This is a genomic window from Janthinobacterium sp. GW822-FHT07H10, from assembly GCF_058798675.1.
This window is the reverse complement of sequence record NZ_JBXAKS010000003.1, coordinates 1-26,305: the sequence shown is the minus strand read 5'-3', so window position 1 is coordinate 26,305 and position 26,305 is coordinate 1. Positions and strand designations below refer to the sequence as shown.

Sequence of the window (26,305 nt, the reverse complement as noted above, 5' to 3'; positions counted from 1 at the left end):
AGAGTTTCAACTTGATATTCAATTTGCCAGAATGGCCACGGAAGTCAAGGGGCGCAGCCCCTGATGGCCGGCATTGTTTGCTTTTCGTAGGTTTTTGCGCGTTTTCCGCTGCCAGGCACGCTGGCATGGCCGCCCGGCGTACGGGACACCGGGCGTTGTAAATCGGCTATAGTGGCGCGGTGCACCCACCCACTGCCCCGCAAAGGACCACCGCTTGACTCCCCCGCTCGAGATCGCCGCCAACGCGCTGATGACCGTCTCCATCATCCTGGCCGGACGCAACAACATTCATTCCTGGTGGATCGGCATCGTCGGCTGCGTCCTGTTTACCGTGCTGTTTTACCAGGTCAACCTGTACGCCGACGTGATGCTGCAACTGTTTTTCATCGTCACCTGCGTCATCGGCTGGCTGCAATGGCGGCGCGGCGCGGGCGGCAAGCCGTTGCCGATCACGCGCACGGGCTGGCGCAGCCTGGCCTGGATCGTGCCGGCCGGCATCGCCTCCGTGGCGATCTACGGCCTGTTGCTGCACCGCTTCACGAATGCGTACGCGCCCTTCATCGATTCGGCCGTGCTGGTGTTCAGCATCATCGCGCAATTCCTGCTGATGAGCCGGCGCATCGAAACCTGGGCCTTCTGGCTGCTCGTCAACACCGTGGCCGTGCCGCTCTATTACAGCCGCGGCCTGCACCTGACGGCCGTGCTGTACGCCGCCTACTGGGTCAATGCGCTGATTTCCTGGTACTGGTGGGGCGTGCAGGCGCGCCGCGCGGCGGCCGCACCGGCAGCGCTGGCCGACGCCTGACGTTGCCAAAAACCAAGTCCTTAGATCCAAATCGTATATACATTCAATTTTTAATTCGTTCACGCCATAAAGGCACCGCGATATAGTGGCATTTCCCCGCTTACCGGTGTCTTTTATGTTGCGCTTTACTTTTTCTGCCATTTTTTCCGCCACCCGGCACCAGCTGACCATGCAATGCATGGCGCAGTGGATGCCGATGCGTGCGCGTCCACGCATCCCGTAATTCGTTCCTGCCCCCGTTTGTTGTTGTCCGCTGGCCCACCCGGTCCGCGTGCCCCCGCTCGGCCTTTTTTATCTGAAATAGGCTGCAATCCCAATAAGAGGAAACCATGTTCAAACCACTCGCCATCAGTCTTGCCATCGCTGCCGCCTTTCCCGCCTTCGCCCACGCCGAGGAGGAGATGGTGCGCGTCAACGTTACCGGGTCGAATATCCGCGTCAGCGAAAAGGAGGGCGCCAGCGCCGTGCAGGTCATCACCGCCAAGGAATTGAAAGCCAGCGGCAAGACCAGCGTCTCGGACGTGCTGCGTGCGATCTCCGCCAACAGCGGCAACAGCTACAACGAGCAGTACACGGGCAGTTTTTCGGCCGGCACCTCGGGCCTGTCGCTGCGCGGCATCGGCCAGAAAAACACCCTGATCCTCGTCAATGGCAAGCGCGTGGCCAGCTATGCGACGGCGCAAAACCTGCAGGAAACCTTTGTCGACCTGAACAGCCTGCCGATGGCGGCCGTGCAGCGCATCGAGGTGCTCAAGGATGGCGCCTCGTCCGTCTACGGCTCCGACGCGGTGGCCGGCGTGGTCAACATCATCCTGTACAAGGAATTCACGGGCACGGACATCACGGCGCAGTGGGGCGGCTCGACCGAAGGCACGGGCCAGCACGAAAAGAGCGCGGCGCTGCAGACGGGCTTTGGCAAGCTCGAGGAAGATGGCTACAGCCTGGTCTTCTCGATCGATGCGCAGCAACGCGACAAGCTGCAGCAAAGCGACGTGGCGTGGATGCGCGATGCGGATTTCCGCCAGCAGCAGCGGGGCAGCCTGGGCTGGGCCATCACCAATTACGCGGGCACGGATCCGACGCGGACACTGGGCGGCGTGCGCGGACCGCTGCAACTGGTCAATTATGGCGACATCACGCCCGGCAAGACGGGGCAGGTGCTGGCCTACAACCCGTCGCCGTACAAGACCCTGATTCCCGGCATCCAGCGCGTGCATACGGCCGCGCGCGCCACCGTCAAGCTGAACGCGGACACGGAAGCATATGTCGACTTGCTGCACAGCTACTCGCGCGCCGACCAGACCTTCAGCGCGCCGCTGACGGTCAACAATGCCACGCGCGTGTGGAACAACGCCACGCAGGCGCTCGACACGATTCCCGTCGTGCTGCCCGTGGGCCATCCGAACAATCCGGGCGCGACGCCGTTGCCGTTCACGGCCACCCTGTTCGACCTGGGGCCGCGCCTGAAGCAGGACAAGGTCACGTTCTACCGCGCGCTGGCCGGCGTCAAGGGCACCTTGGCGGGCTGGGACTGGGATGCGGCCGTGGGCCATTCGAGCAGCAAGCTGGAAGAGACGGTGCAGAACTTCGTCAACCGCTATGAATTCCAGAAGGTGCTGGCCGACGGCAGCTACAATTTCTTCGACCAGTCGCAAAACAGCGAAGCCGTGCGCAACCGCCTGCGCCTGTCGACCCTGCGTCCGGCCGAATCGACGCTCGACACGCTCGACTTTTCGGCCGCGAAAGACCTGTGGCAATTGCCGGCCGGCCCACTGGGCTTTGCCGCCGGCGCCCAGTGGCGCCGCGAAAAGATGGATTCGCAAACCTCGACGGCCGTGCTGTCGGGCACGGAACTGCGGCCGGCCATCAACATCATCAATGGCTCGCGCAATGTGTCGGCCCTGTTTGCCGAATTTAACGTCCCCGTCGTGAAAGACGTCTCCGTCAACCTGGCCGGCCGCGCCGACCATTACAGCGACTTTGGCAATGCGTTCTCGCCGAAGGCCAGCGCGCGCTACCAGGCGGCGCCGTGGCTGCTGCTGCGCGGCACCGTGTCGCGCGGTTTCCGCGCGCCGTCGCTGCCGGAAATCACGCAAAGCACGGCCGTCAGCTATGTCAGCGTGCTCGATCCGCGCGACCCGATCACGCCGACGCAGACGCGCGGCGTGACGGCCATCACCATCGCCAATACGGCGCTGCGGCCCGAGCGTTCGAACAACCTGAACCTGGGCGTGGTGGTCTCGCCCACCAGCAGCTCGAGCATCGGCCTCGATTACTACCGCATCAAGCAGGATGGCGTGATCGGCACGGAAAGCGCCACCACCACCATCGCCAACGAGGCGACGGCGCCGCAAAAAATCACGCGCGACGCCGACGGCCGCATCACCACGCTGTACCGCCAGTACCGCAACCAGGGCCAGCGCGAAGTGTCCGGCATCGACCTGGACCTGCGCCAGCGCTTCGTCGACAAGGACTGGGGCAAGCTGACCCTGGCCGGCCAGCTGAGCCGCGTGCTGCGCTTTGCCGAGCCGCTGTCCGATGGCGCGCCGCTGACGGATGGCGCCGGCACCAATTATTTCGGCTCGATCCCGAAATGGCGCGGCGTCACCTCGGCCACCTGGGAACAGGGAAAATGGTCGTCGACCCTGACGTGGAACTATGTGGGCAGCTATGCGCAAAACACGCATCTCGATGAATCGGTGGCCGCCTTCAGCACGTTCGACGTGACCACCAGCTGGCAAGTCACGCCGGCCGCAAACGTCACCTTCATCGTGCAAAACCTGGCCAACAAGCGCGCGCCGTGGGATTACTCGGCGTCGGGCTTCGACTATACCCAGGCCGACCCGCGCGGCCGCTTCGCGTCCCTCAAGCTGAACTACAAGTTCTGAGTTGGCGGCAGCCTTAGTGTCCGTTCGATACCTGCCGCTGGCCCGTCTGCTCCTGCAGGCGCTGGCGGTAGGCGCTGGGCGTGACGCCCATGCGTTCGCGAAAGGCCGTGGCGAAGTTGCCCGCATTGTGAAAGCCGATCAGCAGGGCGATATCCTGCACGTCGATGTCGGTCTGCTGCAGCAATTCCACGCCGCGCGCGATGCGCGCTTCGCGGATGAAGGCAAATACCGTCATGCCCGTCTGCTCGCGGAACATCAGGGTCAGCTTTTCGCGGTAGGTGCCCACGCTGCGGGCGATCTCGGACAGGTTGGGCAGGCTGCCCAGGTTATCGAGTATTAATTGTTTGACGGCATTGACGAACACCAGGTCCGGATGCTGCTGGCGCTCGCCGATCGGCGTGACGGCGGGCGGCGTACTGTTGCTTTTACGCATCAATCCCAGGTGGATATGGATGCGCGCGGCCAGTTCTTCCGGCGTAAATGGCTTCGAAATGTAATCGACCCCCCCCACTTGCAAGCCCATGATGCGTTCTTTCGCGGCATCTGCTCCGCTGAGAAAGATCACGGGGATCTGCTCGGTATCGGGATTGGCCTTGAGCAAACGGCATGCCGTGTAGCCATCCATTTCCGGCATGCGCACGTCGAGCAGGATCAGGTCGGGACGCGTGGCCAGCGCCAGCTGGTAGCCCTGGTAGCCGTTGAAGGCGATGCTGAAACGGTACGGTTGCTCGCTGAGCAGCTCCATCAGCATGCGCTGCTCGAACGCGGAATCGTCCACGATCAAGATGTTTTTTTTGATGGTTTCGCTGGTCAATGGCATGGCATGGATGACTTAACCAAAAAGCAAGTTGTGGCTTATTATGCCTCGCTTTTTCTTTTTTTTCTGCTTTTCTCGTGTTTCAAAAGATGTTTCGCCGCCAGCAGAAGCGGCGATTTCCCAGATCGCTAATAATTCACTCAGGCATTGATTTTAAGCAATGTCGCTTGTTAAAAAATCTGTTTTGCAAATGCGGCAAAAAAAGCTGATGCCCCCACGTTCCTGGCTCTCAGCCCTGTAATTTGTTGTCCTGGTTTGCGTGCCCAAGAAAACGCCGGCAATACCGTGACTATCCTCGATGCCCTTCATATTGGAGGGCTCATTAATGATGTTCCATCATCAGGAGGTATTATGTTGCGAGCTACTTTCCCCCGCTTGATCGCTGTCGCCAGCGTCGCCATCGCCGGTACGGCATTTCTGCCTGGCTCGGCGGATGCGGCCGTGTATTTGAACGGCAGCAATAACACGACCTTTGACGTCACCCTGAAAATCATCGCCAATTGCACCATTTCGGCGGCCAATCTCGACTTTGGCCAAAGTCAGGGCGTACTGGCTACTGCCGTTAACGTCAATACGACCGTGAATGTCACCTGCACCAATACCACGCCCTACAACGTGGGCCTGACCGCCGGTTCCGGCACGGGGTCGACCGGCACCACGCGCTACATGAGCGGCACCGGCGGCAACCTCGGCAAGGTGCAGTTCAACCTGTACCAGACGGCGGGGGCCACCTTGTGGGGTGACACGCAGGGCACCGATACCGTGGGCGGCACGGGCACGGGTTCTTCCCAGCCCATCACCGTGTACGGCAACATTCCGCCACAGGCGACACCGGCGCCCGATACCTACAAGTCGACCATCACCGCCACCGTGTACTTTTAAGGCGGGCCCGCGTGAAGGTCCGCTCCGCCTCCTTGTTCAGGCCGCTGCTGGCGCTGCTCGCTGCGCTGTGCTGCGCCGCGGGCGGGCAGGCCGCCAACCTGCAGATTTCGCCGGTGACGATCAATTTCCGCGCCGAACAGAGTGCGGCGGGGATCAACCTGCAAAACCTCGGCGACCAGCCCATGTACGGGCAGGTGCGGGTGTTCGCCTGGGAGCAGCGCAATGGCGAGGAAGTGCTGGCGCCGACGCAGGAGCTGGTGGCCAGTCCGCCGATTGTCGAAGTGGCCGCGAACAGCCGGCAGACCATCCGCCTGGTGCGCGCCCAGGCCGGTCCGGCGGCGCAGGAAAAGACGTATCGCGTGCTCATCGATGAAGTCAGCCGCGAGGATGAGGCGGGCCGCAGCGGCGTCGATATCCGCCTGCGCTATTCGGTGCCCGTGTTCGTGCTGCCCAGCGGCGCGCCAGGCAAGGAAATCCTCGACTGGCACGTGTTCCGCCAGGAGGGGGAATGGATGCTGCGCGTCAAGAACAGCGGCAACTTCCACGCCCAGATCGGTGCGATGACACTGAGCAACCAGGCCGGCAAGGAATTTGTCATCAGCAAGGGATTGTTTGGCTATGTGCTGGCGCAACGCATGCGCGTCTGGCGATTGCCCGTCGCGCGGGAAGCGGAACTCGACGGGCCGCTGACTATAACGGTCAATGTGAATGCAAAGGCGCTCGTTGCCAAGAACTCGACACCTTAACAAAACTGCCGTCATGGCGGGCGCGCTGGTGGCGTGCCACGGCAGCGGGCGCAACCGGGTTAAACCATGAAACGCGCACTGACATGGCGGACCTGCTGGACCTTGCTGCTGCTGGCCATGGTGCCGCTGGCCAGGGCCGATGGCGCGGCGGCAAGCGGCGAGTCGGGCGCCGATCCCGGCCCGGCCCGCCTGCCCAGCGACCCGGCGGCGCCGAATGAACTGTATCTGGAGGTGAGTGTGAATGCTGAATCAACGGGGCTGATCTTGCGTTTTACCCAGGTGGGTAAGGGCTTGCGCAGCAGTGTGGCGAACTTGCAGCAGCTTGGGCTGGACCCGGCGCGCCTCGGTGCGCCCGGCCAGACCGAGGTGGCGCTCGATGCCATTCCCGGACTCGGCTATGACTATGACGCGGCGCGCCAGAGCATTTCGCTGCAGGTGGCGGACGAGTTGCGTTCGCCCTACCGCATCAGCGCGCGCGCGCTGGCGCAGACGCCGCCGGCGCGCGTCACGCCGGGCGCCGTCCTCAATTACGAAGCGTACGCGGAACTGGGCCAGACGCGGCGCGTTGCCCTGTTCAATGATGTGCGTTACTTCAATGACAGCGGCGTGTTCAGCAATACGGGCACCTTGAACCTGGGAACGGGCCAGCGCAAGTACATGCGCTTCGACACGTTCTGGAGCCACGCCGATCCCGACACCCTGCGCACCTGGCAGGTGGGCGACCTGATTACCTCCTCGCTGAGCTGGAGCCGCGCCGTGCGCGTCGGTGGCGTGCAGTGGCGCAAGAATTTCCAGCTGCGTCCCGACCTGCTGACGTTTCCCGTCGCCTCCGTCGACGGCACGGCGCTCGTGCCTTCGTCGCTGAGCCTGTACGTCAATGGCGTGCAGCAATATGCAGCCAGCGTGCCCAGCGGCCCATTCGTATTGAACCAGGTGGCCGGCATCAATGGCGCCGGGCAAGCGACCATCATCACGCACGATGCGCTGGGGCGCAGCGTGACGACCGTCCTGCCCCTGTATGTCGACACGCGCATGCTGGCCGGCGGCCTGAGCGATTACTCGTTCGAGGCCGGCGCCGTGCGGCGCGACTACGGCACCCGCCTGTTCGGCTATGAGCGGCAGCTCGTCGCCAGCGCGTCGGGCCGCTATGGCGTCAGCGACAGCCTCACCGTCGAAGGCCATGCGGAGCTGGCCGCCGGCCTGTACCAGGCGGGCGCGGGCGTGCTGTGGCGGCTGGGCCAGGCTGGTGTCCTCAACGGCGCGCTGTCGGCCAGCACGGGCAGCAGCCGCGGCGCGCAGCTGAGCGCCGGCTATCAATACCTGGGCCCGCGCTTCAGCGTCGATGCGCAAAGCGTGCGCGCCAGCGCCGGCTTCGGCGACCTGGCCTCGCGCGACGGCAGCCCCGTGGTGCGCGCGGCGGACCGCCTTACCGTGAGCTTGCCATTGCCGGCAGGCAGTAGCGTCAGCACCAGCTATATCAGTTACCGCACGCCCGGCGCGCCGCCATCGAAGCTGGCCACCGTCGGCTACTCGGCCACGCTGTTCCACGGGCTGTTCTTCAATGCCAGCCTGTTCCAGGATCTGCGGCAGCGCGCGAAGCGGGGCTTCTACTTTGGCCTGAGCATGGCGTTCGACAACAACCTGGCCGTCAGCGTGAACGGCAACCGGCAGAATGGCGAGAATGGCCGCAGCCTCAGCGTGCAGCGCACGGCCGACTTTGGCGGCGGCTTCGGCTGGGGTGTGCAGGCGGGCACCGTCGGCAGCAATGCCTATCGTCAGGCGCAGCTGGAATACCTGGGCAATTACGGCCGCGTGTCCGCGCGCACGCAGCACGGCGACACGGGCAATGCCTCCTCGCTCGGGGCTACCGGCGCGCTGGTGCTGATGGATGGCCACGTGGCGGCGGCGCGCCAGGTGGGCAACGGTTTCGCGCTGGTATCGACGGCCGGCGTGGCGAATATTCCCGTCTTGCATGAAAACCGCCAGATCGGCGTGACGGGCAGCAGCGGCTATTTGCTGGTGCCGAATTTGAATCCCTATGGCAATAACCAGATCAGCATCGCCACGGATGAACTCGACGTCGATGCGCGCGTGCCCGTGACCAATCTGAACGTGGTGCCGCAGCACCTGGCGGGCGTGCTGGCCGCCTTCCCGATCGAACGCTATAGCGCGGCCACCATCATCATCCACGATGCGGACGGCAAGCCGCTGGCGCCCGGGCTGCCCGTATTGCACGTGCAGAGCGGCAAGCGCACGGTGGTGGGGTTCGACGGCATCGCCTTCGTCGATGACTTGCTTGAGGAAAATCAATTGCAGATTGGCGAGGGCGACAGCCTGTGCACGGTGCGCTTTGCCTATGTGCGCCCGGCAACCGGCGGCTTGCCCGCGATCGGCCCGCTGCGCTGCGGCGCCGGGGGAGGCCGCTGATGCGCCGCCTGCTGCCATGCCTGATCCTGCTGCTGGGCTGCGCCTGGGGCGGCGCGGCGCAGGCGGCCGACACGTGCACGGTCAGCATGACGAATATCGATTTCGGCAACGTCAGCCCGATTTCCGGCACCGATTATGTGGCACAGGCAACAGGTACCCTCAGCTGCCAGTTTTTCTCGCTGAACCTGGGGCAGTTGCTCACGCCAAATGCGCAGGCGTGCATCTCGCTGGGGCTGGGCACGAATTCCACCTCGGCCCTGCCGCGCAAGCTGGGCAACGGCACGCAACGAATGGAATACAACGTCTACGTGGACAGTTCGTACGCGACGGCGAAGATCTGGGGCGGCGCCGGCGTGCCGGGCGCGCCGTCGACCTTCACGATATTCCTGTCGGCCGGCTTGCTGGCCCCGGCCGGCACGTATTCCACGACGTTTACCGTGTACGCGAAGATACCGGCCGGCGCCAGCCTGGCGGCCGTGCCGACGGTGGCCAACGCGAATACCGTCTACACGTCGAGCTTTGCCGGCCAGGGCACGTACACCTACACCACGTATGGCCTCGTCAACCTGTTCGGCTGCACCGTCAACAGCGGCAGCTTCGGCTTTACGGTGAATGCGACGGCCGTCAACGATTGCACGATCACGGCCAGTCCGATGGCTTTCGCCAACGCGTCGATTTTGACGGGCAACCTGCGCAGCACCAGCACCCTGTCGGTGCGCTGCGTGAACAACAATGCTTACCAGATCGCCTTCAACGGCGGCAGCGTGGCGGCCAATGTGGCCAACCGGCAAATGAAAAATACGCTGACGACGGACAAGGTCAGCTATCGCCTCTCGTCGACCCTCGATGGTCCGCTATGGGGCGATGGCACGGCTGGCACCAGCATGTTTACGGGGACGGGCACGGGCGTGAGCGTGCCGGTGACGGTGTATGGCCGGGTACCGGCGCAGGTGTCGCCGCGTCCCGGCGACTACAAGGATACGGTGACGGCGACGATTTACTTCTAGAAGCTGACGGTGACGAGGCTGGCGCCAGATGGCGTGACCTGGCGCTGCATCAGGTAGGGCGTGTCGTGGCTGCATTGCACCTGCGCCTGCGCGCGGTGCGCATGGATGGTGCAAGCCTCACGGATGACGAAGCTGGCCTGGAGCGACGCGGAAGAGACGGTACCGGCGGTGGTGGTCTGGCAGAGGGAAAGGGCGAGCAGGGCTGGCAGGACTGCAAACTTCAAAGGAGTCATCGTGTACGCATCGAGTGAAAAACGCCTGTTGGCAGTCGCGCGTGCTGGCCTGACTGGCAACGTTTTCCGCACCGGGTTTAGGGTGTTTGAACAAGACATTATTGTACTAGAGCAAGAAAAAAGTGAGTTTTTGCGTATTTTCAAGCCACCGCCATGGGGTGCGAGTGGCTATCACATGGATAGTAACTGAAGTCTGTAGCGTGCAAATTGACGTAACCGTGATTTTTTTCGATTGTTGTGCTGGAATTTCTGTGAGGAGATGGTCATGAAACATACCAACTTTAATAATTTGCCTTGCCCGATCGCCCGCAGCCTGGGCAAGGTGGGCGAATGGTGGAGCATCCTCATCCTGCGCGAAGCGTTTTACGGCAAGACGCGCTTCGACGAATTTGAAAAGAGCCTGAAGATCGCCCCCACCATCCTGACGCGCCGTCTGGCCGACCTGGTGGAGGGCGGCCTGATGACGCGCCGCCTGTATTGCGCCAAGCCGCCCCGCTATGACTATGTGCTGACCAAGTCGGGACGCGCGTTCAAGCCCGTCCTGCTGGCCTTTATTGCCTGGGGTAACGAGAATTTCGCGCCGGAAGGCGCCAGCCTGGTGATCGCCAGCCGCGACACGGGCCTGGCCGCCGATCCGGTGCTGGTCGACGCCATGACGGGCTTGCCCATCAATGACGAGTACTACGCGTTCGCGCCAGGGCCGGCCGCCAGCGACAGCATGCGCAGCATCATCCTCGACGCGGAAAAAAGCAGCGGCATCGCGCCGAAACCGAAGGCGCCGGCGGCCAACCGCGGCTGGGTGGCGGAAGGGCATCTGGCCTGACGTGTCGCCGTGGCACGGAAAACCAGCCTAAGTTTGGCAAAAAGCAAAACGGGCAATGCCGCATGGGGTTACTGTCGCACTACGGCAAGATTTTTTTGCGCGACATACGTGCAGCACCAGTGCGGCGTGCGCCCGGCGATCGGGGGCGGGGCGCCATCCGCGATCCGATGTCCGTTCTAGGAGTATTGCGATGAGCACATTGCATCAACACGCCGGCCGCGCCGCCGCGGCGCTGGCGCTGGCGGCCCTGCTGGGCGCCTGTTCCCATGGACCGCACCACCCTGGCGGCCATGGCGTCACCCTGTCGGGCGCGCAGGAAGTGCCGGCCAATACCAGCACGGCCAGCGGCAGCAGCGATATCCGCGTGGCCACCGACCGCGGCGTCAGCGGCGGCGTGCGCTATACGGGCATGGTGGCCACTGTGGCGTATATCCACGAAGCGCCCGTGGGCGCGAATGGCCCCGTCATCGTCCCGCTGGTGAAGACCGCCGAAGGCATGTTTGCCGTGCCGCCGAATACCACGCTGACGCCGCCTCAGTACGCGAGCTACCAGGCCGGCAACCTGTATGTGAATGTGCACAGCGCCAGCTACCCGGGCGGCGAGATCCGCGCCCAGCTCAAGCCGAAGTAAGGCCCTGGCCTGCACCCAATCCGGTTTCTCCCCAGAACCTCCTTGGGGCCGCGCGAGCGGCCCTTTTTTTGCGCCGCGCTGACGGCGGACGAGGGCGCCGTTACAATGGCTCTCCATGCTGACCATCCTCGCCATCACCTTCCCCTTCTTCGCCCTGGTGCTGTGCGGCTACCTGGCCGTGCGGCGCACCCTGCTGCCGCTGGCCGCCATCGGCGGCTTGAACAGTTTTGTCCTGTACTTCGCGCTGCCCTGCATGCTGTACCGCTTCGGCGCCGCCACGCCCATCGCACAGCTGCTCGATGGCAGCGTGTTCGGCGTGTACCTGCTGTGCGCGCTGATCATGGTCGGCGTCACCATGGCCATGACCCTGAGCCACCGCATCGACTGGAACAACGCCGCCTTCGGCGCGCTGGTGGCGGCCTTCCCGAATACGGGCTTCATGGGCGTGCCCTTGCTGCTGACCTTGCTGGGCCCCCGTTCGTCGGGGCCCGTCATCGTCACCATCGTCGTCGACATGCTCATTACCAGCTCGCTGTGCATCGCCCTGTCGCGCATCGGCAGCGGCGGCGCGCACGGCAGCCGCGCGGCCATCGCCAATGCCATGAAGGGCATGGCCGGCAACCCGATGCCGTGGGCGATCGTGCTGGGGGCCCTGTCGTCGTGGCTGGAACTGGCCTTGCCCAAGCCTTTGACGCAGACGGTGGGCTTGCTGGCCGACGCCGCCTCGCCCGTGGCCCTGTTTACCATCGGCGCCGTGCTGGCCCGTTCGCAGATGAGCACCAGCGATCCGGCGCCGATGAAAGAGTACGTGCCGGTGGCGCTGAAAAAGCTGCTGCTGCATCCGCTGCTGGTATGGGGCATCGGCCACGCGGCCATGGCGCTCGGTGCGCCGCTCGATCCTTTTTCGCTGACCTGCATGGTGCTCGTGGCCTGCCTGCCCAGCGCCAGCAACGTCACCCTGCTGTCGGAGCGTTTCGGCGCAAACACGGCGCGCATCGCCCGCATCATCCTGGTGTCGACGGCGCTGTCGTTCCTGACGTTTTCGGCGGCCGTCAGCTGGCTGGCGTGACGTTGGCGGCGATCAGCGCACCGAGCGCCCGGGCCGCGCCGGGCTGGTTGTCGGCCGCCAGGCCGTGCGCCATGCTGGCCTGGTCCTGCATGCTGCGGTTCTGGCCCAGCTTCCATTTGCCCGTCAGGCGCGTGAGGGGAATTTCGATGCCGACGATGGCTTTCAACAGCTTGTCGATGTAGGCGGCCGGCGCATCGCTCACCCGCCACGGCGTGGCTTGACCTGTCTCGTGGCGTGCCGTCAGCCGCTCCACCAATCCCAGCAGCCACGCCGCGTCGTCGATGGCGCGCAGGGGGCCGTGCGCATGCACGACCGCATAATTGAAGGTGGGCACTTCCTTGCCGCTGCGCTGCTTTTCCGCATACCAGGCGGGCGTGATGTAGGCGTGCGGCCCCTGGAAGATCGCCATGCATGCAGCACCTCCGCCGGCCGCGCGCCACAGCGGGTTGGCGCGCGCCACGTGGGCGCGCAGGATGCCGAATGGCGCGTCAGGCGTCGGCGCGCCGATCTCGAACGGCAGGTGGTCGGCGCTCAGGCCATCGGCGCCGTGGCGCACCAGCGCGCCCAGCGGATGCGCCTGGATCAGGCCGTGCAGCACTTCGAGGCGCTCTTCGCGAAAACTGGATGGCGTGTACATCTAGGCACCGCCTTCGACGACGACGTCGGCCGTCAGGGAATTGGCGATGTAGCAGCGCTCGTGCGCGTCGTGGTGCAGGGCGGCCAGCGCCTCGGGCGAAGGCGCTGCGCCCGCGAAGGCGATGCGCGGGCGCAGCACGATGCGCGTCATGGCCAGCCTCCCGGCGGCATTCTTGCCCAGCTCGCCGACGGCATCGTCGCGGTAGGCGTCGACGGTGAAACCGCGCTGCGCCGCCAGCGACAGGAAGAACAGCATGTGGCAGCTCGACGTGGCGGCCACCAGCGCCTCTTCCGGATCGACATTCGCCGCCACCGACATGGGCAGCGGCACGGACAGGGGCGACGACGAGGCGGGCACGGTCAGGCCGCCGTCGAATTGCCATTCATGGCCACGGCTGTAGCACTGGCCGGCGAAATCCTGGCCATCGCGCTGCCAGGCCACGGTGGCGAAAAACTGATGCATGGATGCTCCGCGAGAGTGAAAGGGAATGCCGTCATCTTAGCGCCAGTTTTGGCTATTTAAAACAGCCAATAAGTGCTATCTTGAAGCTACCAATTCAACCGCCAACCCAGCATGCCAGCCTCCCACCTGAACCAGATCATCGCGGCCTTGCCGCTGCGGCGCGGCGCGCCGGAGCCGCTGTTCCGCCAGCTGTATGCGGCCATCAAGGCGGCCATCCTCGATGGCGGCATGAGTCCCGGCATGCAGCTGCCGCCCACGCGCGAGTTTTGCCGGCTGCTGGCCGTGTCGCGCCAGACCGTGCTCAATGCGTATGCGCTGCTGACGGCCGAAGGCTACCTCGATGGCGCCGTGGGGCGCGGCACCTTTGTCAGCGGCGACGTGCCGCTACCCATGGCCGCGCCGGCCGGCAAGGCCGAGGCGCCCGGCCTGCTGCGGCCGCTGTCCGCGCGCGGCCAGGGCGTGGTGGCGGCCATGCGCCAGGTGGCGATACACCGGGGGCCGCTGCGCGCCTTTCGCGTCGGCATGCCGCGCATCGACCACTTTCCGTTCGACGTGTGGAACCGCCTGGAAGCGCGGCGCTGGCGCCGTCCCGACCACCAGTTCGGCTACAGCGATCCGGCCGGCTTCCTGCCGTTGCGCGAGCTGCTGTGCGTGTACCTGAAGGCGGCGCGCGGCGTCCACTGCACGCCGCAGCAGATCGTCATCACCTCGGGCTCGCAGCAGGCGCTGTTCTTGCTGTCGACCATCCTGCTGGCGCCGGGCGATGCTGCCTGGATGGAGTCGCCCGGCTACCGCGGCGCCAGCGGCCCGCTGCGCGCGGCCGGTGCGCGCGTGTTTCCCGTTCCCGTCGATGCGCAGGGGCTGGACGTGGCGTACGGCGTGGCGCACTGTCCGCAGGCGAAGCTGGCGTACGTGACGCCGTCGCACCAGATGCCGCTGGGCGTGAGCATGAGTTTGCCCCGCCGCCTGGCCTTGCTGGCCTGGGCCGCGCAGCACAAGGCGTGGCTGGTGGAGGACGATTACGACAGCGAGTACCGCTACACGGGCGCGCCGCTGGCGTCGCTGCAAAGCCTGGACCGGGCCGGCTGCGTGGTGTACGTGGGCACCCTGTCGAAAGTGCTGTTCCCCGGGCTGCGCCTGGGCTACATGGTGGCGCCGCCGGCGCTGGCCGAGGCGCTGGTGCAGGCCAAGGCCGTGATGGACCGCCACACGGCCATCGTGCCGCAGATGGCGCTGGCCGACTTCATCGCCGAGGGGCATTTCGGCCGGCATATCCGCCGCACGCGCGACAGCAATGCCGAGCGGCGCGACCTGCTGTTGCGCGGCATCGCGCGCGAACTCGACGACCAGCTCGCGTGCGGCCCGGCCGACAGCGGCCTGGAACTGTGCGCCTACTTTCGCCAGGCGCCCGCGCACGATGAAGAGGCCGTATCGCGCGCGGGCGTCGAGCGGGGCATCGAACTGCGCCCGCTGGGCCATTATGCGGACCCTGACGCCAGTCCTGCCTGCGCCGTGCCGCCCGGGCTGCTGCTGGGCTTTGCCGCCATTCCGCCGGCCGAAATTCAGCACGGCCTGCTTGAACTGGGGCGCATCCTGCGCGGCCGATAATCTATACTGGCAGTTACCCGCACACGAAGAATACGACCATGAATCTCATCCGCTGTTCCTGGGCCAATCCGGCCAACCCCCGCTACGTCGCGTACCACGACACGGAATGGGGCGTGCCCTGCCACGATGAGCGCCGCCTGTTCGAGATGCTGAACCTGGAAGGGGCGCAGGCGGGCCTGAGCTGGGAAACCATCCTGAACAAGCGGGAAACCTACCGTGCCGCCTTCGACGGCTGGGACGCGGAAAAGATCGCCGCGTATGGCCCGGACAAGGTGGCGCAGCTGCTGCTGGACCCCGGCATCGTGCGCAACCGCCTGAAGGTGGCGGCCGCCATCACGAATGCGCAAGCCTACCTGCGCCTGCGCGACGAGGGGCAGACGCTCGACAGCTTCCTGTGGGCGTATGTCGATGGCCAGCCCATCGTCAATAGCTGGCAGCCGGGCGAGTTTCCCGCCAAGACGGCCCTGTCGGACAGGTTGTCGAAAGACTTGCTCAAACGGGGCTTCAAGTTCGTCGGCTCGACCATCATCTACGCCTACATGCAGGGCATCGGCATGGTCAACGACCATGCGCCCGCCTGCTTTTGCCGCGCGGGGCGCTGATGCGCCACGCGCTGGTCCTGCTCGACACGGATTTCGACGGCGCGCGCCTGCGCGCCGCCTGTACCCGGCATGGCGGACGTCGCCTGCATTACATCGCGCTGGCGCCCCGTCCCATCGATGCCAGCCATTTGCCGCAGGAGTGGCGCGCGCAATGGCCGCCCTGCGTGCCCGGCCTGCACCGCATGGTGTCGCGCGATGGCCTGGTCACGCTCGATGTGCTGATCGGCGAGCTTGACGCTTGCCTGGCGCAGCTGTCGGCGCGCGTCGATGAAGTGCATCTGGCGTGGGTGCCGCCGGCGACCGCCATGCTGGCGCGCCTGATGGTCGACGGCGCCCGCCTGCACGCCGTGCACCTCGACGAGGCGCAGCGCGCGGCGCTGCAAAAAAATGGCTTTGTCTTCGACGAGAGCCGCTTGCGCGCCGTGTTCTATGCCCGGCGCGGCGACAGCGAGGCGCGCGTGGCGCCCGAACGGCGCGCCATCGTCATCGGCGCGGGCGTGGCGGGCGCCGCGGCCTGCGAACGGCTGGCCGCGCGCGGCTGGAAGGTGACGCTGGTTGAACGCCACGCGCAGCCGGCCAGCGAGGCATCCGGCAACCTGGCCGGCATCTTCATGCCGCAACTGTCGAAGGACGACAATATCGCCACGCGCCTGGTGCGCGCCGCGTATCTGTATTCGCTGCGCCATTGGCAGCGCCTGGGCGGCATCGGCGCCGCCTTCGATGGCGCGCAGTGCGGCGTGCTGCAGCTGGCGCGCGACGGCGCGCATGCGCAGGTGCAGCGGCAGATCGCCGCCAGCGGCCTGTATCCGCCCGATTTTGCCCGCTGGCTGGAAGCGCCCGAGGCGACAGCCATGCTGGGCTGCCCCGCGCCCGATGGCGCCTGGTGGTTCGCGCAAGGCGGCTGGGCGCGCCCAGCCTCCGTCTGCGCGGCCATGCTCGACGCCTGCGGCACTTTGCTGACGCGGCGCTTTGCCAGCAGTGTGCTGCGCCTGGAACGCCAGGACGGCGAGTGGCTGGTGCGCGATGCGCAGGGCGGCTTGATCGCGGCGGCGTCCACCGTCATCCTGGCCGCCGGCACGGGCGCGCTGCAGTTCGAGCAGGCGGCCGGCCTGCCGCTCGACGCCGTGCGCGGCCAGGTCACGCACCTGGCCGAAGGCAGCTTGCCCGTGCCGCCATTCGTCGTCTGCCGCGAAGCCTACATGACGCCGGCGCATGGCGGCATCGTCTGCGTGGGCGCCAGCTACGACGCGGATGCCGACGCCAGCGTGCGCGCATCGAGCCAGCACGAGAACATCCACAAGAGCGCCGATATCCTCGGCGTGCCTCCGTTCGACGCGCCGCTGGCCGGACGCACGGGTTTTCGCTGCGTGGCGCCGGACCGCCTGCCGCTGGCGGGCGCCGTGCCCGACCCCGGCGTGCCGGGCCGCTGCGAGCGCCTGCGCGACGTGCCGCGCTGGCCCGGCCTGTTTGGCTTGCTCGGCTATGCCTCGCGCGGCCTGATCTGGGCGCCGCTGGCGGCCGAACTGCTGGCCTGCCAGCTGGAGGGCGAGCCGCTGCCGCTGGAGCGCCAGCTGGCCGAGGCGCTCGATCCCGCCCGTTTCCTGCTGCGCGAGCGTCGCCGGGCTTCCTGATTGCCCCCCGGAAGCAAGTTCCGGGGGCGGAACCTCAGGGTCCGACCCCGGTGCCTGCTCTTGGATACGCCGTCAAGAGATGGCGCCAACGCGTGTGAGGGGCTGCCCCCATATACGTTTTTCATCTTTCCAAACTCTTTTTAATTTGTTTTCCGAACAACATAAGTTCGCTACAGTGGACTCGTGCTTGTTTTTTGACGACGGAATAAAGAGGTGGACAGATGGCAGCGACAGAACTGGTATTCGACCCGCGCGCCGCGCACGGCGAGGCGGCGTTCGACGAAGTGCTCAATCTCGCGCGCACCCAGGCGCAGGCGCAAGGCTTGCCGTATGCGGGCATCGTCAGCGCGCAGGATGCGTGGCAGCTGGTGCAGGCCGGCAAGGCCGTGCTGGTCGACGTGCGCACGAATGAAGAGCGCACCTTCGTCGGCTACGTGCCCGACTCGCTGCACGTGGCATGGGCCACCGGCACGGCCATGAACCGCAACCCCCGCTTCACGCGCGAACTGGAAGCGAAGGCGGGCGGCAAGGACGCCGTGGTGGTGCTGCTGTGCCGCAGCGGCAAGCGTTCGGCCCTTGCCGCCGAAGCGGCCGCGAAGGCCGGTTTCACGCACGTGTTCAATATCGCGCAAGGCTTCGAGGGAGACCTCGACGGACAACAGCAGCGCGGCCACAGTGGCGGCTGGCGCTGGCACTCCCTGCCCTGGATCCAGGACTAATTCACCTCTCAGGACCACCATGAACCAGCGTGCCTTGCCTCCCGTTCCCCTCGCCGCGCAGCCGCAATGGGAGCTGCGCCAGATCGTCGATGAATTGCGCGCCGTGCGCGAGCAGTGGCGCGAAGGGCTGTTGCGCCACCAGGAGTGCGGCGCGCGCGAATTCCCGTCGCGCCAGCATTTGCGCGACATCGTCGATGCCCTGTGCGCGGCGCTGTTCCCCATGCGCCTGGGGCCACTCGACCTGCAGCAGGAGAGCGAGGATTTCTTTGTCGGCCACACGCTCGACACGACCCTGACCGGCCTGCACGAACAGGTGCGGCGCGAACTCAGTTACCACGCGCGCCAGCATGGCTTGCAGCAGACGGTACCCATCGAACAGCAGGCGCTGGCCATCGTGCAGCGCTTCGCCCGCGCGCTGCCGCGCATCCGCGCCCAGCTCGACACGGACGTGGCCGCCGCCTTCCATGGCGACCCGGCCGCGCACAGCGTCGATGAAGTGCTGCTGTGCTATCCGGGCATCCTGGCCATCATCCATTACCGGCTGGCGCACACCCTGTATGCGCTGGGCGCGCCGCTGGTGGCGCGCATCATCGCCGAGGTGGCCCATTCGCAGACGGGCATCGACATCCATCCGGGCGCCGTCATCGGCAGCAGCTTTTTCATCGACCATGGCACGGGCGTGGTGATCGGCGAGACGGCCATCATCGGCGAACGCGTGCGCATCTACCAGGCCGTCACCCTGGGCGCCAAGCGCTTTCCCGCCGGCGCCGACGGCGTGCTGAAAAAGGGACTGGCGCGCCACCCCATCGTGCAGGACGACGTGGTCATTTACGCCGGCGCCACGATACTCGGGCGGGTGACCATCGGCCAGGGTTCTGTCATCGGCGGCAATGTCTGGCTGACCCGTAACGTGGCGCCCGGCAGCAACGTCACGCAAGCCCACAACCAGCAGGAAGCGGGCGAGGTATCGCTGCCCGCCGCCGCACTTGCACCGCACTCCGCCTTTGCCCACCACCCATGAGGACAGCATGTTGATCAAACAGTTTGGACTGGCCGTGCGCCAGTTGCGCGAAGGGCATGGCTGGTCGCAGGAGCGGCTGGCCGAAGCGGCCGACTTGAACCGTTCCTTCATCGGCGAAATCGAACGGGGCGCGGCCACGCCGTCGCTGCTGACGGTGGAAAAGCTGGCCGGCGCGCTGGGCATCGGCCTGGCGGGCTTGATGGCGCGCTGCGAACCGGAATTGGTCGATTAAGGCGGGTCGATTAAGCGCTGCATTGGTGGCGATAGCATGTTGAGTAAACGAGAGGGGCGTCCGATACTTTATTTGTTTTTCAGATAAGCATATTCACTTTTCTCATTAGGAGTAGTTGATGGCCGAAGCAACCCCCGATAGCCAGTTTGCGCTGGGCGACAACGCCGCGCGCCAGCTGGCCAATGCCAGCAAGAGCGTCCCCCAGCTGTCCACCATCACGCCGCGCTGGCTCGTGCACCTGCTGCAATGGCTGCCCGTGGAAGCGGGTATCTACCGCCTGAACCGCGTGAAAAATCCGAAGGACGTGCGCGTGGCGTGTTCGCAGCGCGACGAGTCGGAACTGCCGCAAACCTTCGTCGACTACGATGACCAGCCGCGCGAGTATTTCCTCAATGCCGTCAGCACGGTGCTCGACGTGCACACGCGCGTGTCGGACCTGTACAGCAGCCCGCACGACCAGATCAAGGAGCAGCTGCGCCTGACCATCGAAACGATCAAGGAGCGCCAGGAAAGCGAATTGATCAACAATCCCGATTACGGCCTGCTGGCCAGCGTGCACGATGACCAGCGCATCTTTACCCTGACGGGCGCGCCCACGCCGGACGACCTCGATGAACTGCTGACGAAAGTGTGGAAGGAGCCCGGCTTCTTCCTCGCCCATCCGCTGGCGATTGCCGCCTTCGGCCGCGAATGCACGCGCCGCGGCGTGCCGCCGCCGACCGTCAGCCTGTTCGGCTCGCAGTTCCTCACGTGGCGCGGCGTGCCGCTGGTGCCGTCCGACAAACTGCCGATCGAAGACGGCAAGACCAAGATTATCTTGCTGCGCGCGGGCGAGCAGCGCCAGGGCGTGATCGGCCTGTTCCAGCCCGGCCTGGCGGGCGAGCAAAGCCCGGGCCTGTCCGTGCGCTTCATGGGCATCAACCGCCATGCGATTTCGTCTTACCTGATTTCGCTGTATTGCTCGCTGGCCGTATTGACGGACGATGCGCTGGCCGTGCTGGAAGACGTGGAGATCGGTAAATACCATGACTACCCAGACACCTACAAGTGATGGTGCGGCGGCCCTGGCGCCGTCTTCGCCGCCTGCATCGCTGTTGCCCGACGAAGCGACGCTGAATCGCCTGGCGGGCGAGTTTTTCGCACGCCTGCCGGGGCTCGCGCCTGCAGTGGATAAATCGCCCAGTCTCGGCGGTTCCGGCAGCGTGCTCGATGCGGCGCCCCGCTATGCGAACCGTCCGCCGCCGCAACCCGGTCCTGCGTTCGCCGCCATCGCGCCCGGCGTGGCGACGGCGCAGGTGCCGCCCGTGACGCCTCCGCTGGAGTCGCCGATTGCGCCGGCGCCGGCCTCCGTGCCGACGCCGCGCCTGTCGGCGATCAACGCGCCCGGTGCGCCATCGCCGTATTATTTCATCGGTGGCGCGCACGGCTATCCCGCGTCGGGCCATGGTCTCGACGGCCTGGCGCGGCAGGGACGGGGACAGCACGATGCGGACGACTTGCGTGGCCTGTTTGCCACGCCGCAGCGTGCACCTGCGCGCCAGCTGCCTGTCCCGCCGTCAAACAGCCAGCCCGAGTTCTATTTCCAGACCGTGCTGCCCGCGCAGCCGGCGGGGGCGACACCGGGTGAACACCAGGCGCCGGCGCCGTTCGACGTGCATGCCGTGCGGCGCGACTTTCCCGTGCTGGCCGAACGGGTCAACGGCAAGCCGCTGGCCTGGTTCGACAATGCGGCCACCACGCACAAGCCGCAGTCGGTGATCGACCGCATCGCGTACTTCTATGCGCACGAGAACTCGAACATCCACCGCGCCGCGCACGCGCTGGCGGCGCGCGCCAGCGATGCGTACGAGGCGGCGCGCGCCAAGGTCGCCGGTTTCCTCGGCGCCGCCTCGGCCAATGAAATCATCTTCGTGCGCGGCGCCACGGAAGGCATCAACCTGGTCGCCAATACCTTTGGCCGCAAGTACATCGGCAGCGGCGACGAGATCATCGTTTCGCAGCTCGAACACCACGCCAACATCGTGCCGTGGCAGCAGCTGGCGGCGGAGAAGGGCGCGACATTGCGCGTGATTCCCGTCGACGACAGCGGGCAGATCATCCTCGATGAATTCCGCAAACTGCTCAACGGGCGGACCAAACTGGTGTCCGTGACGCAGGTGTCGAATGCGCTGGGGACGGTGACGCCCGTGGCGCAGATCATCGCGCTGGCGCATGCGGCCGGCGTGCGCGTGCTGGTCGACGGCGCGCAGGCCGTGTCGCACCTGCGCGTGGACGTGCAGGCGCTGGGCGCCGATTTCTATGTGTTTTCGGGGCACAAGGTGTTTGCTCCGACGGGCATCGGCGCCGTGTATGGCAAGGCCGATTTGCTCGAGCAGCTGCCGCCATGGCAGGGCGGCGGCAACATGATCGCCGACGTCACGTTCGAGCGCACCGTCTACCAGGGCGTGCCGAACCGTTTCGAGGCGGGCACGGGCAACATCGCCGACGCCGTGGGCCTGGGCGCGGCCATCGATTACGTGCAGCGCATCGGCCTGGAAAACATCGCCGCCTACGAGCACGCGCTGCTCGACTACGCGACGCATCGCTTGCAGGCGATCGCCGGCGTGCGCCTGATCGGCACGGCGCTGGACAAGGCCAGCGTGGCCTCGTTCGTGCTGGCCGGCTACGAGCCGGCCGAAGTGGGGCGCGCCCTGAACGACGAGGGCATCGCCGTGCGTTCGGGCCACCATTGCGCCCAGCCGATCCTGCGCCGCTTCGGCGTGGAAGCGACCGTGCGGCCTTCGTTCGCGTTCTACAACACGTACGAGGAGATCGACCGCATGGTTGCGGTGGTGCGCCGCCTGGCGGGCGCGCGCCGCTGAGACAGCCCTGCTGCTGGCTGAAAGCCGCCCCGTGCGCCACGCGGGGCGGCTTTGTTGCGTCAGATCACAGACTTCTGCGCTATGCTGGAGCGCTGCCCGGCACGAACGGTATAATTTGCTTGTGGCAACATTTGAGCCGCGGCGCGGTGCCGCTGGCGCCCAAGGAGATATCCGGTGGAAGATCAACACAGCTCGCCCGAGCTTTTCCTGTTCCTGGCGTCGACCGTGCACGACATGAAAAACTCGATCAGCGTGGTCAGCGGCACCCTGGAATCGCTGCTGGCGGCCGAGCAGGCGAAAGACGTCCCGCAGGCCGACCCCGCCTACCTGCAGATGGCGCAGATGCTGTACCAGACCAAGCGCCTGAACGATAACCTGATCCAGCTGCTGGCCCTGTACAAGGAAGTGGGCAAGCCCGGCTACCCGTTCGACGTGCAGCCGCAGCTGGTCAGCCAGGTCATCGACCAGGTGGTGGACCAGGAAAAGATCCTGCTGCTGTCGAAGGGCATCCGCCTGGAGACGCAATGCCCGCCGGAGCTGATCTGGACACTCGATGAAGACCTCGTCATCGGCGTGCTCGCGCATGCGATCAACAACGCCATCCGCTACACGCGGGACACGATCCGCCTGTCCGTGCGGGAGCACGGCGATTTGCTGGAATTGCGCGTGGAAGACAATGGCGACGGCTATTCGCAGGCGCTGCTCGAGGCGGGCAGCGCGGCCATGGACGGCATGGCGGCCGGCGTGAATTTCTCCACCAACAGCACGGGCCTGGGCCTGTATTTTTCCAGCGAAGTGGCGAAGATGCACAAGCACCGGGGCAGCAGCGGCAGCATCGCGCTGGAAAATGGCGGCGCCCTGGGCGGCGGCTGCTTCATCCTGCGCCTGCCCTGAACGAGGACGCCATGACGACAGACAGCCACGCCACCGCCGCCGAAGCGGGCAGCACCGACTGGGCCGACAAGCATTACCTGCTGGTCGACGACTTCATCGGCATCCGCATCCTGCTGCGCGAATCGCTGCGCAACCTGGGCGCGCGCCATATCGACCAGGCGGCCAGCGGCGGCGAAGCCATGAAACTGCTGGCCAAGACGCGCTACGACGTGGTGCTGTGCGATTACAACCTCGGCGAAGGCAAGAACGGCCAGCAGGTGCTGGAAGAGACGCGCGTGCGCAACCTGACGGCGCCATCGAGCGTGTGGCTGATGGTGTCGGCCGAGAAAAGCGTGGAATCGGTGATGGGCGCGGCCGAGCACCAGCCCGACGCCTACCTGATCAAGCCCATCACGGAAGGCGTGCTGCTGACGCGCCTGAACCGCGTCTGGCACAAGAAGCAGGTATTCCGCGAAATCGACCAGGCGTGCATGGAAAAGGATTATCTGCGCGCGGCCAAATTGTGCGATGCGCAGATCGAGGTCAACAAGCTGCACGAGCTGGAACTGCTGCGCATGAAGGCCTCCCTGCTGCTGAAAAGCGGCGAACCGGAAAAAGCCCGCGCCGTGTATGAAAAAGTGCTGGCCGACCGCGATTACAGCTGGGCCAGGGCGGGACTGGGCAAGATTCGCATGAATAACGGCGAACACGAGGCGGCGCGGCAGATCTTCCAGGGCGTGATCGTTGAAAACAAGTACTACATCGACGCCTACGACCAGATGGCCGTCGCCTACCAGCTGATGGGCCAGCACGAGGAAGCGTGCGGCGTGCTGGAAAAAGCGGCGCGCCTGTCGCCCAACTCCGTGCCGCGCCAGCGCAACCTGGGACTGGCGGCGCTAAAAATCGGCAATGTCGGCATGGCGGAAAAGGCCTTCCGCAAGTGCATTTCCATCGGCGAGTTTTCCGTCATGAAGACGCCGGATGCCTACCTGGGCCTGGCGCGCGTATGCGGCCTCAAAAAGGATGCCAAGGAGGCGCTGCAGTGGCTGCTGCTGGCGCAGCGCGAATTTTCTCCCGAGCAGATCGGCTTGCGCGCCAAGATCACGGAAGGCATGGTGCACCACGAAACGGGCGATTACCGGCGCGCGCGCAAGTGCGGCGACGAGCTGGAAGCCATGCTGGCCGAGGATCCGGCGCGGCCCGAGAAAAGCATCTGCATGGAGCTGGCGACCCTGCTGTTCGCCGTCGGCGTCAAGGATGCGCCGGCCGGCCTGCTGTGCTACGTGGTGAAAAACAACCACGACAATCAGGTGGTGCAGGACGAGGTGCAGAAAATCTTCGACAAGGCGAAGATGGGCGACGAAGGCACGAGCATGATCATCGCGTCGCGCAAGGAAGCGTCGGACCTGATGAACAAGGGCGTGTTGCTGTGGAAGACGGACAAGCTCAACGAAGCGGTCAGCTGGATGCGCGCGGCGCGCGAAAAACTGCCGAACAATCTGCGCATCCTGTTCAATTCGGCGCAAATCATCGTTTCTTTCCTGCAGCAGCGCGGCTACCAGGCGGAGCTGGCGGCCGAGGCCATGGAGGTGTTGTTGTATGTAGACAAAATTGCACCAGGGCAGCAGCGTTTCGCGCAATTGATGGAGCAACTGGTGCAGCTGACGCCGCCGCCCGCGCCGGAAGCGGAACTCGTGGCCCTGGAAAAAGCGCCGCCGGCAGCCGAAAATCCCGGAAAATCCGTGCGCGAGCGCGCCGGATGATAAACTAGGGGCCAGCGTGGGCTTGCCCGTGCTTGAGTTGCTTTACAACAATAAGGAAGAAACTATGCGTGATGTGGTCAATGAAGTGTACAAAAAAATGAAAGTCGGCAGCATTGCCTGGGTACGCCCGGTCGCCGCCAAGGGAGACACGCTGGAAACATTCCAGTCTTCGTACGAGCACGCCAAGGCGCTGGCGGACGAAGGCCTGATCACGATCGGTGACGTAAAACGCCAGGCCGACAATATGATCGAGGCGATCCGCATTCATCGTATCGCCTGATCATATCGCTGCTTGAGGTCTTGAAGCGCTAGGACTTGCCTGGCGCTTTGGCCTTGGGCGCCGCGCGTTTCGCCGGCGCCTTGCGTGGCGCCGCCTTGGCCTTGGCTACCGCGCCGGTCTCGGCAGGCTTGGCCGGCTTGCCCGCTGCCGGCCTGGCCTTGGCCGCGCTGCCTGCACTGGCCGCCGCACTGGCCGTATCGGGCGACATTGCCGTCGATACCGCCTGTTTGAACTGATCTTGTAACAAATTCCACCAAGCACTCGGATTGGCCAGCTGGGCTGCCGCATGGGCATTCGCCTCGCTGGGCGCGCTGGCCGCTGGTGCGGGCGCCGGCTCAGGCGCTGGTGCGGGGGCCGGTGCGGGCGCTTTCGGCGCCGCCGCTGCGGGCGTCGGCTGCTGGAAAAATGCGGACGCGTACGGCACGGATTCGAACAGCGAGGTGTCGCTGGCGCCAGGCTGGGTGATGGCGGCGGCCAGCGAGGCGCCCATCGACTTCAGGGTGGCGATGGTGCCGCGCTGCACTTCCAGCGCCTGAATACTGCCGCGCAGCATGCTGGTGTTCAGGTTTAGCCAGGCTTCGACGGCTTTCAAGTCGTTGATTTTCTTGTCCAGCTCTTCCACCGACATGGTCGGTGCCGTGATGCCAGGCACGCCCATGCCAGGCACGCTCATGCTGCCCCACAGGTTTTTGACGAAGTCGAGCGTATCGGTCACAACTGCTGCGCCCGGAATCTGGGGCATTTGCGGGTTTGCCATGCGAAATCTCCTGTTGGATGGATAGTCCTAGCGTAGCAGATATCAGCTTGCAACTGACGCAAAGTCGCCAACATTTTCTTACATAAAACATCAGGAGTTGAGCACAGGCAAGGGGCAGTGGCGGGGCGAAAGCGTTACACTACGGCTTATGATGCCAGCTTCCTTCTTCTCACCGCCGCGCCGCCGCACCGTCGTCTTTGTCGCGATCATCGGCGCACTGCATTACGTGGCGCTGGAGTGGCTCACGTCGCATGCCGGCACGGTGCCTGCGGGACAGGACAAGGCGCATGTGGTCAGCATGGCATTGATTGCCGAAGCGCCCAAGCCCTTGCCGGTGACGCCGCCGCCACCGCCGACACCCAAGCCCGTGCCCAAGCCGCGGCCGCCACCGCCGCCGCCGCCGACCGAGTTGCCGTCGAGCGAGACGGCCCAGCTGACGGCGCCGCCCAGCGACGTGCCGGAAGTCCCCGCCGCTCCCGCTCCCGCGGCGGCAGGCGCGCCGGCCATCACGGCGCCCGCGCCAGCCGAAGC

The 26,305-nt window shown here is 65.5% G+C and carries 26 protein-coding genes and 1 pseudogene; 22 read left to right on the top strand and 5 right to left on the bottom strand.

The features are described from left to right. The first annotated feature begins 214 nt into the window (after positions 1–214). A complete protein-coding gene (gene pnuC / locus AC1RDJ_RS07845; protein ID WP_289887460.1) occupies positions 215–805 on the top strand; it encodes a nicotinamide riboside transporter PnuC in 591 nt (196 codons plus the stop codon). Positions 806–1,134: 329 nt separating this feature from the next. Continuing rightward, positions 1,135–3,693: a TonB-dependent receptor gene (locus AC1RDJ_RS07840; protein WP_493027164.1), complete on the top strand. Its 2,559-nt coding sequence runs from the start codon at positions 1,135–1,137 to the stop codon at positions 3,691–3,693. 13 nt (positions 3,694–3,706) lie between these two features. On the opposite strand, the gene AC1RDJ_RS07835 is transcribed toward AC1RDJ_RS07840, so the two are convergent. Next, positions 3,707–4,513 carry a response regulator transcription factor gene (locus tag AC1RDJ_RS07835; RefSeq protein ID WP_071325569.1) on the bottom strand — a complete coding sequence of 269 codons (807 nt, stop codon included), beginning with the start codon at positions 4,511–4,513 and terminating at the stop codon, positions 3,707–3,709. A gap of 348 nt (positions 4,514–4,861) precedes the next feature. Between AC1RDJ_RS07835 and AC1RDJ_RS07830 the strand changes: the two genes are divergently transcribed. The 4 genes from AC1RDJ_RS07830 (at position 4,862) to AC1RDJ_RS07815 (ending at position 9,572) form a co-directional block, all read left to right on the top strand. Beyond that, positions 4,862–5,392 carry a Csu type fimbrial protein gene (locus tag AC1RDJ_RS07830; protein ID WP_071325568.1) on the top strand — a complete coding sequence of 177 codons (531 nt, stop codon included), beginning with the start codon at positions 4,862–4,864 and terminating at the stop codon, positions 5,390–5,392. A gap of 11 nt (positions 5,393–5,403) precedes the next feature. After that, the gene (locus tag AC1RDJ_RS07825) at positions 5,404–6,138 is read left to right on the top strand and encodes a fimbrial biogenesis chaperone (protein WP_232250986.1); all 735 of its coding nucleotides are present in this window, start codon (positions 5,404–5,406) and stop codon (positions 6,136–6,138) included. A 66-nt stretch (positions 6,139–6,204) separates the two neighbouring features. Then, on the top strand, positions 6,205–8,565 hold the full coding sequence (locus AC1RDJ_RS07820; RefSeq protein WP_493027163.1) for a fimbria/pilus outer membrane usher protein: 2,361 nt from the start codon (positions 6,205–6,207) through the stop codon (positions 8,563–8,565). Next, positions 8,565–9,572, top strand: coding sequence for a Csu type fimbrial protein (locus AC1RDJ_RS07815; protein WP_071325566.1), 1,008 nt, complete (start codon positions 8,565–8,567; stop codon positions 9,570–9,572). The genes AC1RDJ_RS07820 and AC1RDJ_RS07815 overlap by 1 nt, the downstream gene beginning before the upstream one ends. Here the strand turns inward: AC1RDJ_RS07815 and AC1RDJ_RS07810 are convergent. Then, positions 9,569–9,796: a hypothetical protein gene (locus tag AC1RDJ_RS07810; protein ID WP_156894971.1), complete on the bottom strand. Its 228-nt coding sequence runs from the start codon at positions 9,794–9,796 to the stop codon at positions 9,569–9,571. The genes AC1RDJ_RS07815 and AC1RDJ_RS07810 overlap by 4 nt on opposite strands. 10 nt (positions 9,797–9,806) lie before the next feature. On the opposite strand from AC1RDJ_RS07810, the gene AC1RDJ_RS07805 reads away from it, so the two are divergent. The 4 genes from AC1RDJ_RS07805 (at position 9,807) to AC1RDJ_RS07790 (ending at position 12,328) form a co-directional block, all read left to right on the top strand. After that, positions 9,807–9,995, top strand: coding sequence for a hypothetical protein (locus AC1RDJ_RS07805; RefSeq protein ID WP_289887455.1), 189 nt, complete (start codon positions 9,807–9,809; stop codon positions 9,993–9,995). A 75-nt stretch (positions 9,996–10,070) separates the two neighbouring features. Further along, complete coding sequence (locus AC1RDJ_RS07800; protein WP_071326735.1) at positions 10,071–10,628, top strand: winged helix-turn-helix transcriptional regulator; 558 nt, start codon at positions 10,071–10,073, stop codon at positions 10,626–10,628. A 190-nt stretch (positions 10,629–10,818) separates the two neighbouring features. Continuing rightward, positions 10,819–11,259 carry a CHRD domain-containing protein gene (locus AC1RDJ_RS07795; protein ID WP_493027162.1) on the top strand — a complete coding sequence of 147 codons (441 nt, stop codon included), beginning with the start codon at positions 10,819–10,821 and terminating at the stop codon, positions 11,257–11,259. Positions 11,260–11,374: 115 nt separating this feature from the next. Then, positions 11,375–12,328, top strand: coding sequence for an AEC family transporter (locus AC1RDJ_RS07790; protein WP_071325563.1), 954 nt, complete (start codon positions 11,375–11,377; stop codon positions 12,326–12,328). Here AC1RDJ_RS07790 and AC1RDJ_RS07785 read toward each other — a convergent pair. Together AC1RDJ_RS07785 and AC1RDJ_RS07780 are read right to left on the bottom strand one after the other, a co-directional pair. Then, positions 12,312–12,965, bottom strand: coding sequence for an FMN-binding negative transcriptional regulator (locus tag AC1RDJ_RS07785; RefSeq protein WP_493027161.1), 654 nt, complete (start codon positions 12,963–12,965; stop codon positions 12,312–12,314). The two genes, AC1RDJ_RS07790 and AC1RDJ_RS07785, sit on opposite strands and share 17 nt — an antisense overlap. Next, positions 12,966–13,427: an OsmC family protein gene (locus AC1RDJ_RS07780; protein WP_493027160.1), complete on the bottom strand. Its 462-nt coding sequence runs from the start codon at positions 13,425–13,427 to the stop codon at positions 12,966–12,968. It lies immediately after the preceding gene. 111 nt (positions 13,428–13,538) lie between these two features. Here AC1RDJ_RS07780 and pdxR point away from each other — a divergent pair, with 111 nt between their 5' ends. The 11 genes from pdxR to AC1RDJ_RS07725 all read left to right on the top strand — a co-directional run bounded on the left by pdxR (position 13,539) and on the right by AC1RDJ_RS07725 (position 25,017). Next, a complete protein-coding gene (pdxR, locus tag AC1RDJ_RS07775; protein ID WP_493027159.1) occupies positions 13,539–15,035 on the top strand; it encodes a MocR-like pyridoxine biosynthesis transcription factor PdxR in 1,497 nt (498 codons plus the stop codon). Positions 15,036–15,073: 38 nt separating this feature from the next. After that, positions 15,074–15,637, top strand: coding sequence for a DNA-3-methyladenine glycosylase I (locus AC1RDJ_RS07770; protein WP_493027158.1), 564 nt, complete (start codon positions 15,074–15,076; stop codon positions 15,635–15,637). Continuing rightward, complete coding sequence (mnmC1, locus tag AC1RDJ_RS07765) at positions 15,637–17,268, top strand: FAD-dependent 5-carboxymethylaminomethyl-2-thiouridine(34) oxidoreductase MnmC1 (protein WP_493027157.1); 1,632 nt, start codon at positions 15,637–15,639, stop codon at positions 17,266–17,268. Before AC1RDJ_RS07770 ends, mnmC1 begins: the two co-directional genes overlap by 1 nt. Positions 17,269–17,489: 221 nt before the next feature. Beyond that, the gene (locus AC1RDJ_RS07760; protein WP_083412027.1) at positions 17,490–17,987 is read left to right on the top strand and encodes a rhodanese-like domain-containing protein; all 498 of its coding nucleotides are present in this window, start codon (positions 17,490–17,492) and stop codon (positions 17,985–17,987) included. 19 nt (positions 17,988–18,006) lie between these two features. Then, complete coding sequence (epsC, locus tag AC1RDJ_RS07755) at positions 18,007–19,008, top strand: serine O-acetyltransferase EpsC (RefSeq protein ID WP_071325558.1); 1,002 nt, start codon at positions 18,007–18,009, stop codon at positions 19,006–19,008. A gap of 7 nt (positions 19,009–19,015) precedes the next feature. After that, entirely contained in the window at positions 19,016–19,240 is a 225-nt protein-coding gene (locus AC1RDJ_RS07750; RefSeq protein WP_034784364.1) for a helix-turn-helix domain-containing protein, read from the top strand. A 118-nt stretch (positions 19,241–19,358) separates the two neighbouring features. Continuing rightward, a complete protein-coding gene (locus AC1RDJ_RS07745) occupies positions 19,359–20,291 on the top strand; it encodes a family 2A encapsulin nanocompartment shell protein (RefSeq protein ID WP_071325557.1) in 933 nt (310 codons plus the stop codon). Continuing rightward, positions 20,266–22,101, top strand: a complete 1,836-nt coding sequence (locus AC1RDJ_RS07740) for a family 2A encapsulin nanocompartment cargo protein cysteine desulfurase (protein ID WP_493027156.1) — start codon at positions 20,266–20,268, stop codon at positions 22,099–22,101. The genes AC1RDJ_RS07745 and AC1RDJ_RS07740 overlap by 26 nt, the downstream gene beginning before the upstream one ends. Before the next feature lie 174 nt (positions 22,102–22,275). After that, complete coding sequence (locus tag AC1RDJ_RS07735; RefSeq protein WP_493027155.1) at positions 22,276–22,995, top strand: sensor histidine kinase; 720 nt, start codon at positions 22,276–22,278, stop codon at positions 22,993–22,995. 11 nt (positions 22,996–23,006) lie between these two features. After that, a complete protein-coding gene (locus tag AC1RDJ_RS07730) occupies positions 23,007–24,737 on the top strand; it encodes a tetratricopeptide repeat-containing response regulator (protein ID WP_071325554.1) in 1,731 nt (576 codons plus the stop codon). A gap of 64 nt (positions 24,738–24,801) precedes the next feature. Next, positions 24,802–25,017, top strand: a complete 216-nt coding sequence (locus AC1RDJ_RS07725; RefSeq protein WP_010394693.1) for a hypothetical protein — start codon at positions 24,802–24,804, stop codon at positions 25,015–25,017. Between the two features lie 28 nt (positions 25,018–25,045). Here AC1RDJ_RS07725 and AC1RDJ_RS07720 read toward each other — a convergent pair whose 3' ends face one another. Next, positions 25,046–25,774 (bottom strand): PhaM family polyhydroxyalkanoate granule multifunctional regulatory protein, encoded by a 729-nt coding sequence (locus AC1RDJ_RS07720; protein ID WP_071325553.1) that lies wholly within the window; start codon positions 25,772–25,774, stop codon positions 25,046–25,048. A gap of 148 nt (positions 25,775–25,922) precedes the next feature. On the opposite strand from AC1RDJ_RS07720, the pseudogene AC1RDJ_RS07715 reads away from it, so the two are divergent. Further along, positions 25,923–26,305: pseudogene (locus tag AC1RDJ_RS07715) on the top strand (hypothetical protein); the annotation flags it as partial.

What these genes read in the sequence shown, in the direction of transcription:
- AC1RDJ_RS07730 (WP_071325554.1), top strand. Translation starts at nt 23,007, where the DNA reads ATGACGACAGACAGCCACGCCACCGCCGCCGAAGCGGGCAGCACCGAC.
- AC1RDJ_RS07770 (WP_493027158.1), top strand. Translation starts at nt 15,074, where the DNA reads ATGAATCTCATCCGCTGTTCCTGGGCCAATCCGGCCAACCCCCGCTAC.
- AC1RDJ_RS07780 (WP_493027160.1), bottom strand. Translation starts at nt 13,427, where the DNA reads ATGCATCAGTTTTTCGCCACCGTGGCCTGGCAGCGCGATGGCCAGGAT.
- AC1RDJ_RS07790 (WP_071325563.1), top strand. Translation starts at nt 11,375, where the DNA reads ATGCTGACCATCCTCGCCATCACCTTCCCCTTCTTCGCCCTGGTGCTG.
- AC1RDJ_RS07840 (WP_493027164.1), top strand. Translation starts at nt 1,135, where the DNA reads ATGTTCAAACCACTCGCCATCAGTCTTGCCATCGCTGCCGCCTTTCCC.
- pdxR (WP_493027159.1), top strand. Translation starts at nt 13,539, where the DNA reads ATGCCAGCCTCCCACCTGAACCAGATCATCGCGGCCTTGCCGCTGCGG.
- AC1RDJ_RS07725 (WP_010394693.1), top strand. Translation starts at nt 24,802, where the DNA reads ATGCGTGATGTGGTCAATGAAGTGTACAAAAAAATGAAAGTCGGCAGC.
- epsC (WP_071325558.1), top strand. Translation starts at nt 18,007, where the DNA reads ATGAACCAGCGTGCCTTGCCTCCCGTTCCCCTCGCCGCGCAGCCGCAA.
- AC1RDJ_RS07760 (WP_083412027.1), top strand. Translation starts at nt 17,490, where the DNA reads ATGGCAGCGACAGAACTGGTATTCGACCCGCGCGCCGCGCACGGCGAG.
- AC1RDJ_RS07740 (WP_493027156.1), top strand. Translation starts at nt 20,266, where the DNA reads ATGACTACCCAGACACCTACAAGTGATGGTGCGGCGGCCCTGGCGCCG.
- AC1RDJ_RS07785 (WP_493027161.1), bottom strand. Translation starts at nt 12,965, where the DNA reads ATGTACACGCCATCCAGTTTTCGCGAAGAGCGCCTCGAAGTGCTGCAC.
- AC1RDJ_RS07815 (WP_071325566.1), top strand. Translation starts at nt 8,565, where the DNA reads ATGCGCCGCCTGCTGCCATGCCTGATCCTGCTGCTGGGCTGCGCCTGG.
- AC1RDJ_RS07745 (WP_071325557.1), top strand. Translation starts at nt 19,359, where the DNA reads ATGGCCGAAGCAACCCCCGATAGCCAGTTTGCGCTGGGCGACAACGCC.
- mnmC1 (WP_493027157.1), top strand. Translation starts at nt 15,637, where the DNA reads ATGCGCCACGCGCTGGTCCTGCTCGACACGGATTTCGACGGCGCGCGC.
- AC1RDJ_RS07835 (WP_071325569.1), bottom strand. Translation starts at nt 4,513, where the DNA reads ATGCCATTGACCAGCGAAACCATCAAAAAAAACATCTTGATCGTGGAC.
- AC1RDJ_RS07795 (WP_493027162.1), top strand. Translation starts at nt 10,819, where the DNA reads ATGAGCACATTGCATCAACACGCCGGCCGCGCCGCCGCGGCGCTGGCG.
- AC1RDJ_RS07800 (WP_071326735.1), top strand. Translation starts at nt 10,071, where the DNA reads ATGAAACATACCAACTTTAATAATTTGCCTTGCCCGATCGCCCGCAGC.
- AC1RDJ_RS07750 (WP_034784364.1), top strand. Translation starts at nt 19,016, where the DNA reads ATGTTGATCAAACAGTTTGGACTGGCCGTGCGCCAGTTGCGCGAAGGG.
- AC1RDJ_RS07720 (WP_071325553.1), bottom strand. Translation starts at nt 25,774, where the DNA reads ATGGCAAACCCGCAAATGCCCCAGATTCCGGGCGCAGCAGTTGTGACC.
- AC1RDJ_RS07830 (WP_071325568.1), top strand. Translation starts at nt 4,862, where the DNA reads ATGTTGCGAGCTACTTTCCCCCGCTTGATCGCTGTCGCCAGCGTCGCC.
- AC1RDJ_RS07820 (WP_493027163.1), top strand. Translation starts at nt 6,205, where the DNA reads ATGAAACGCGCACTGACATGGCGGACCTGCTGGACCTTGCTGCTGCTG.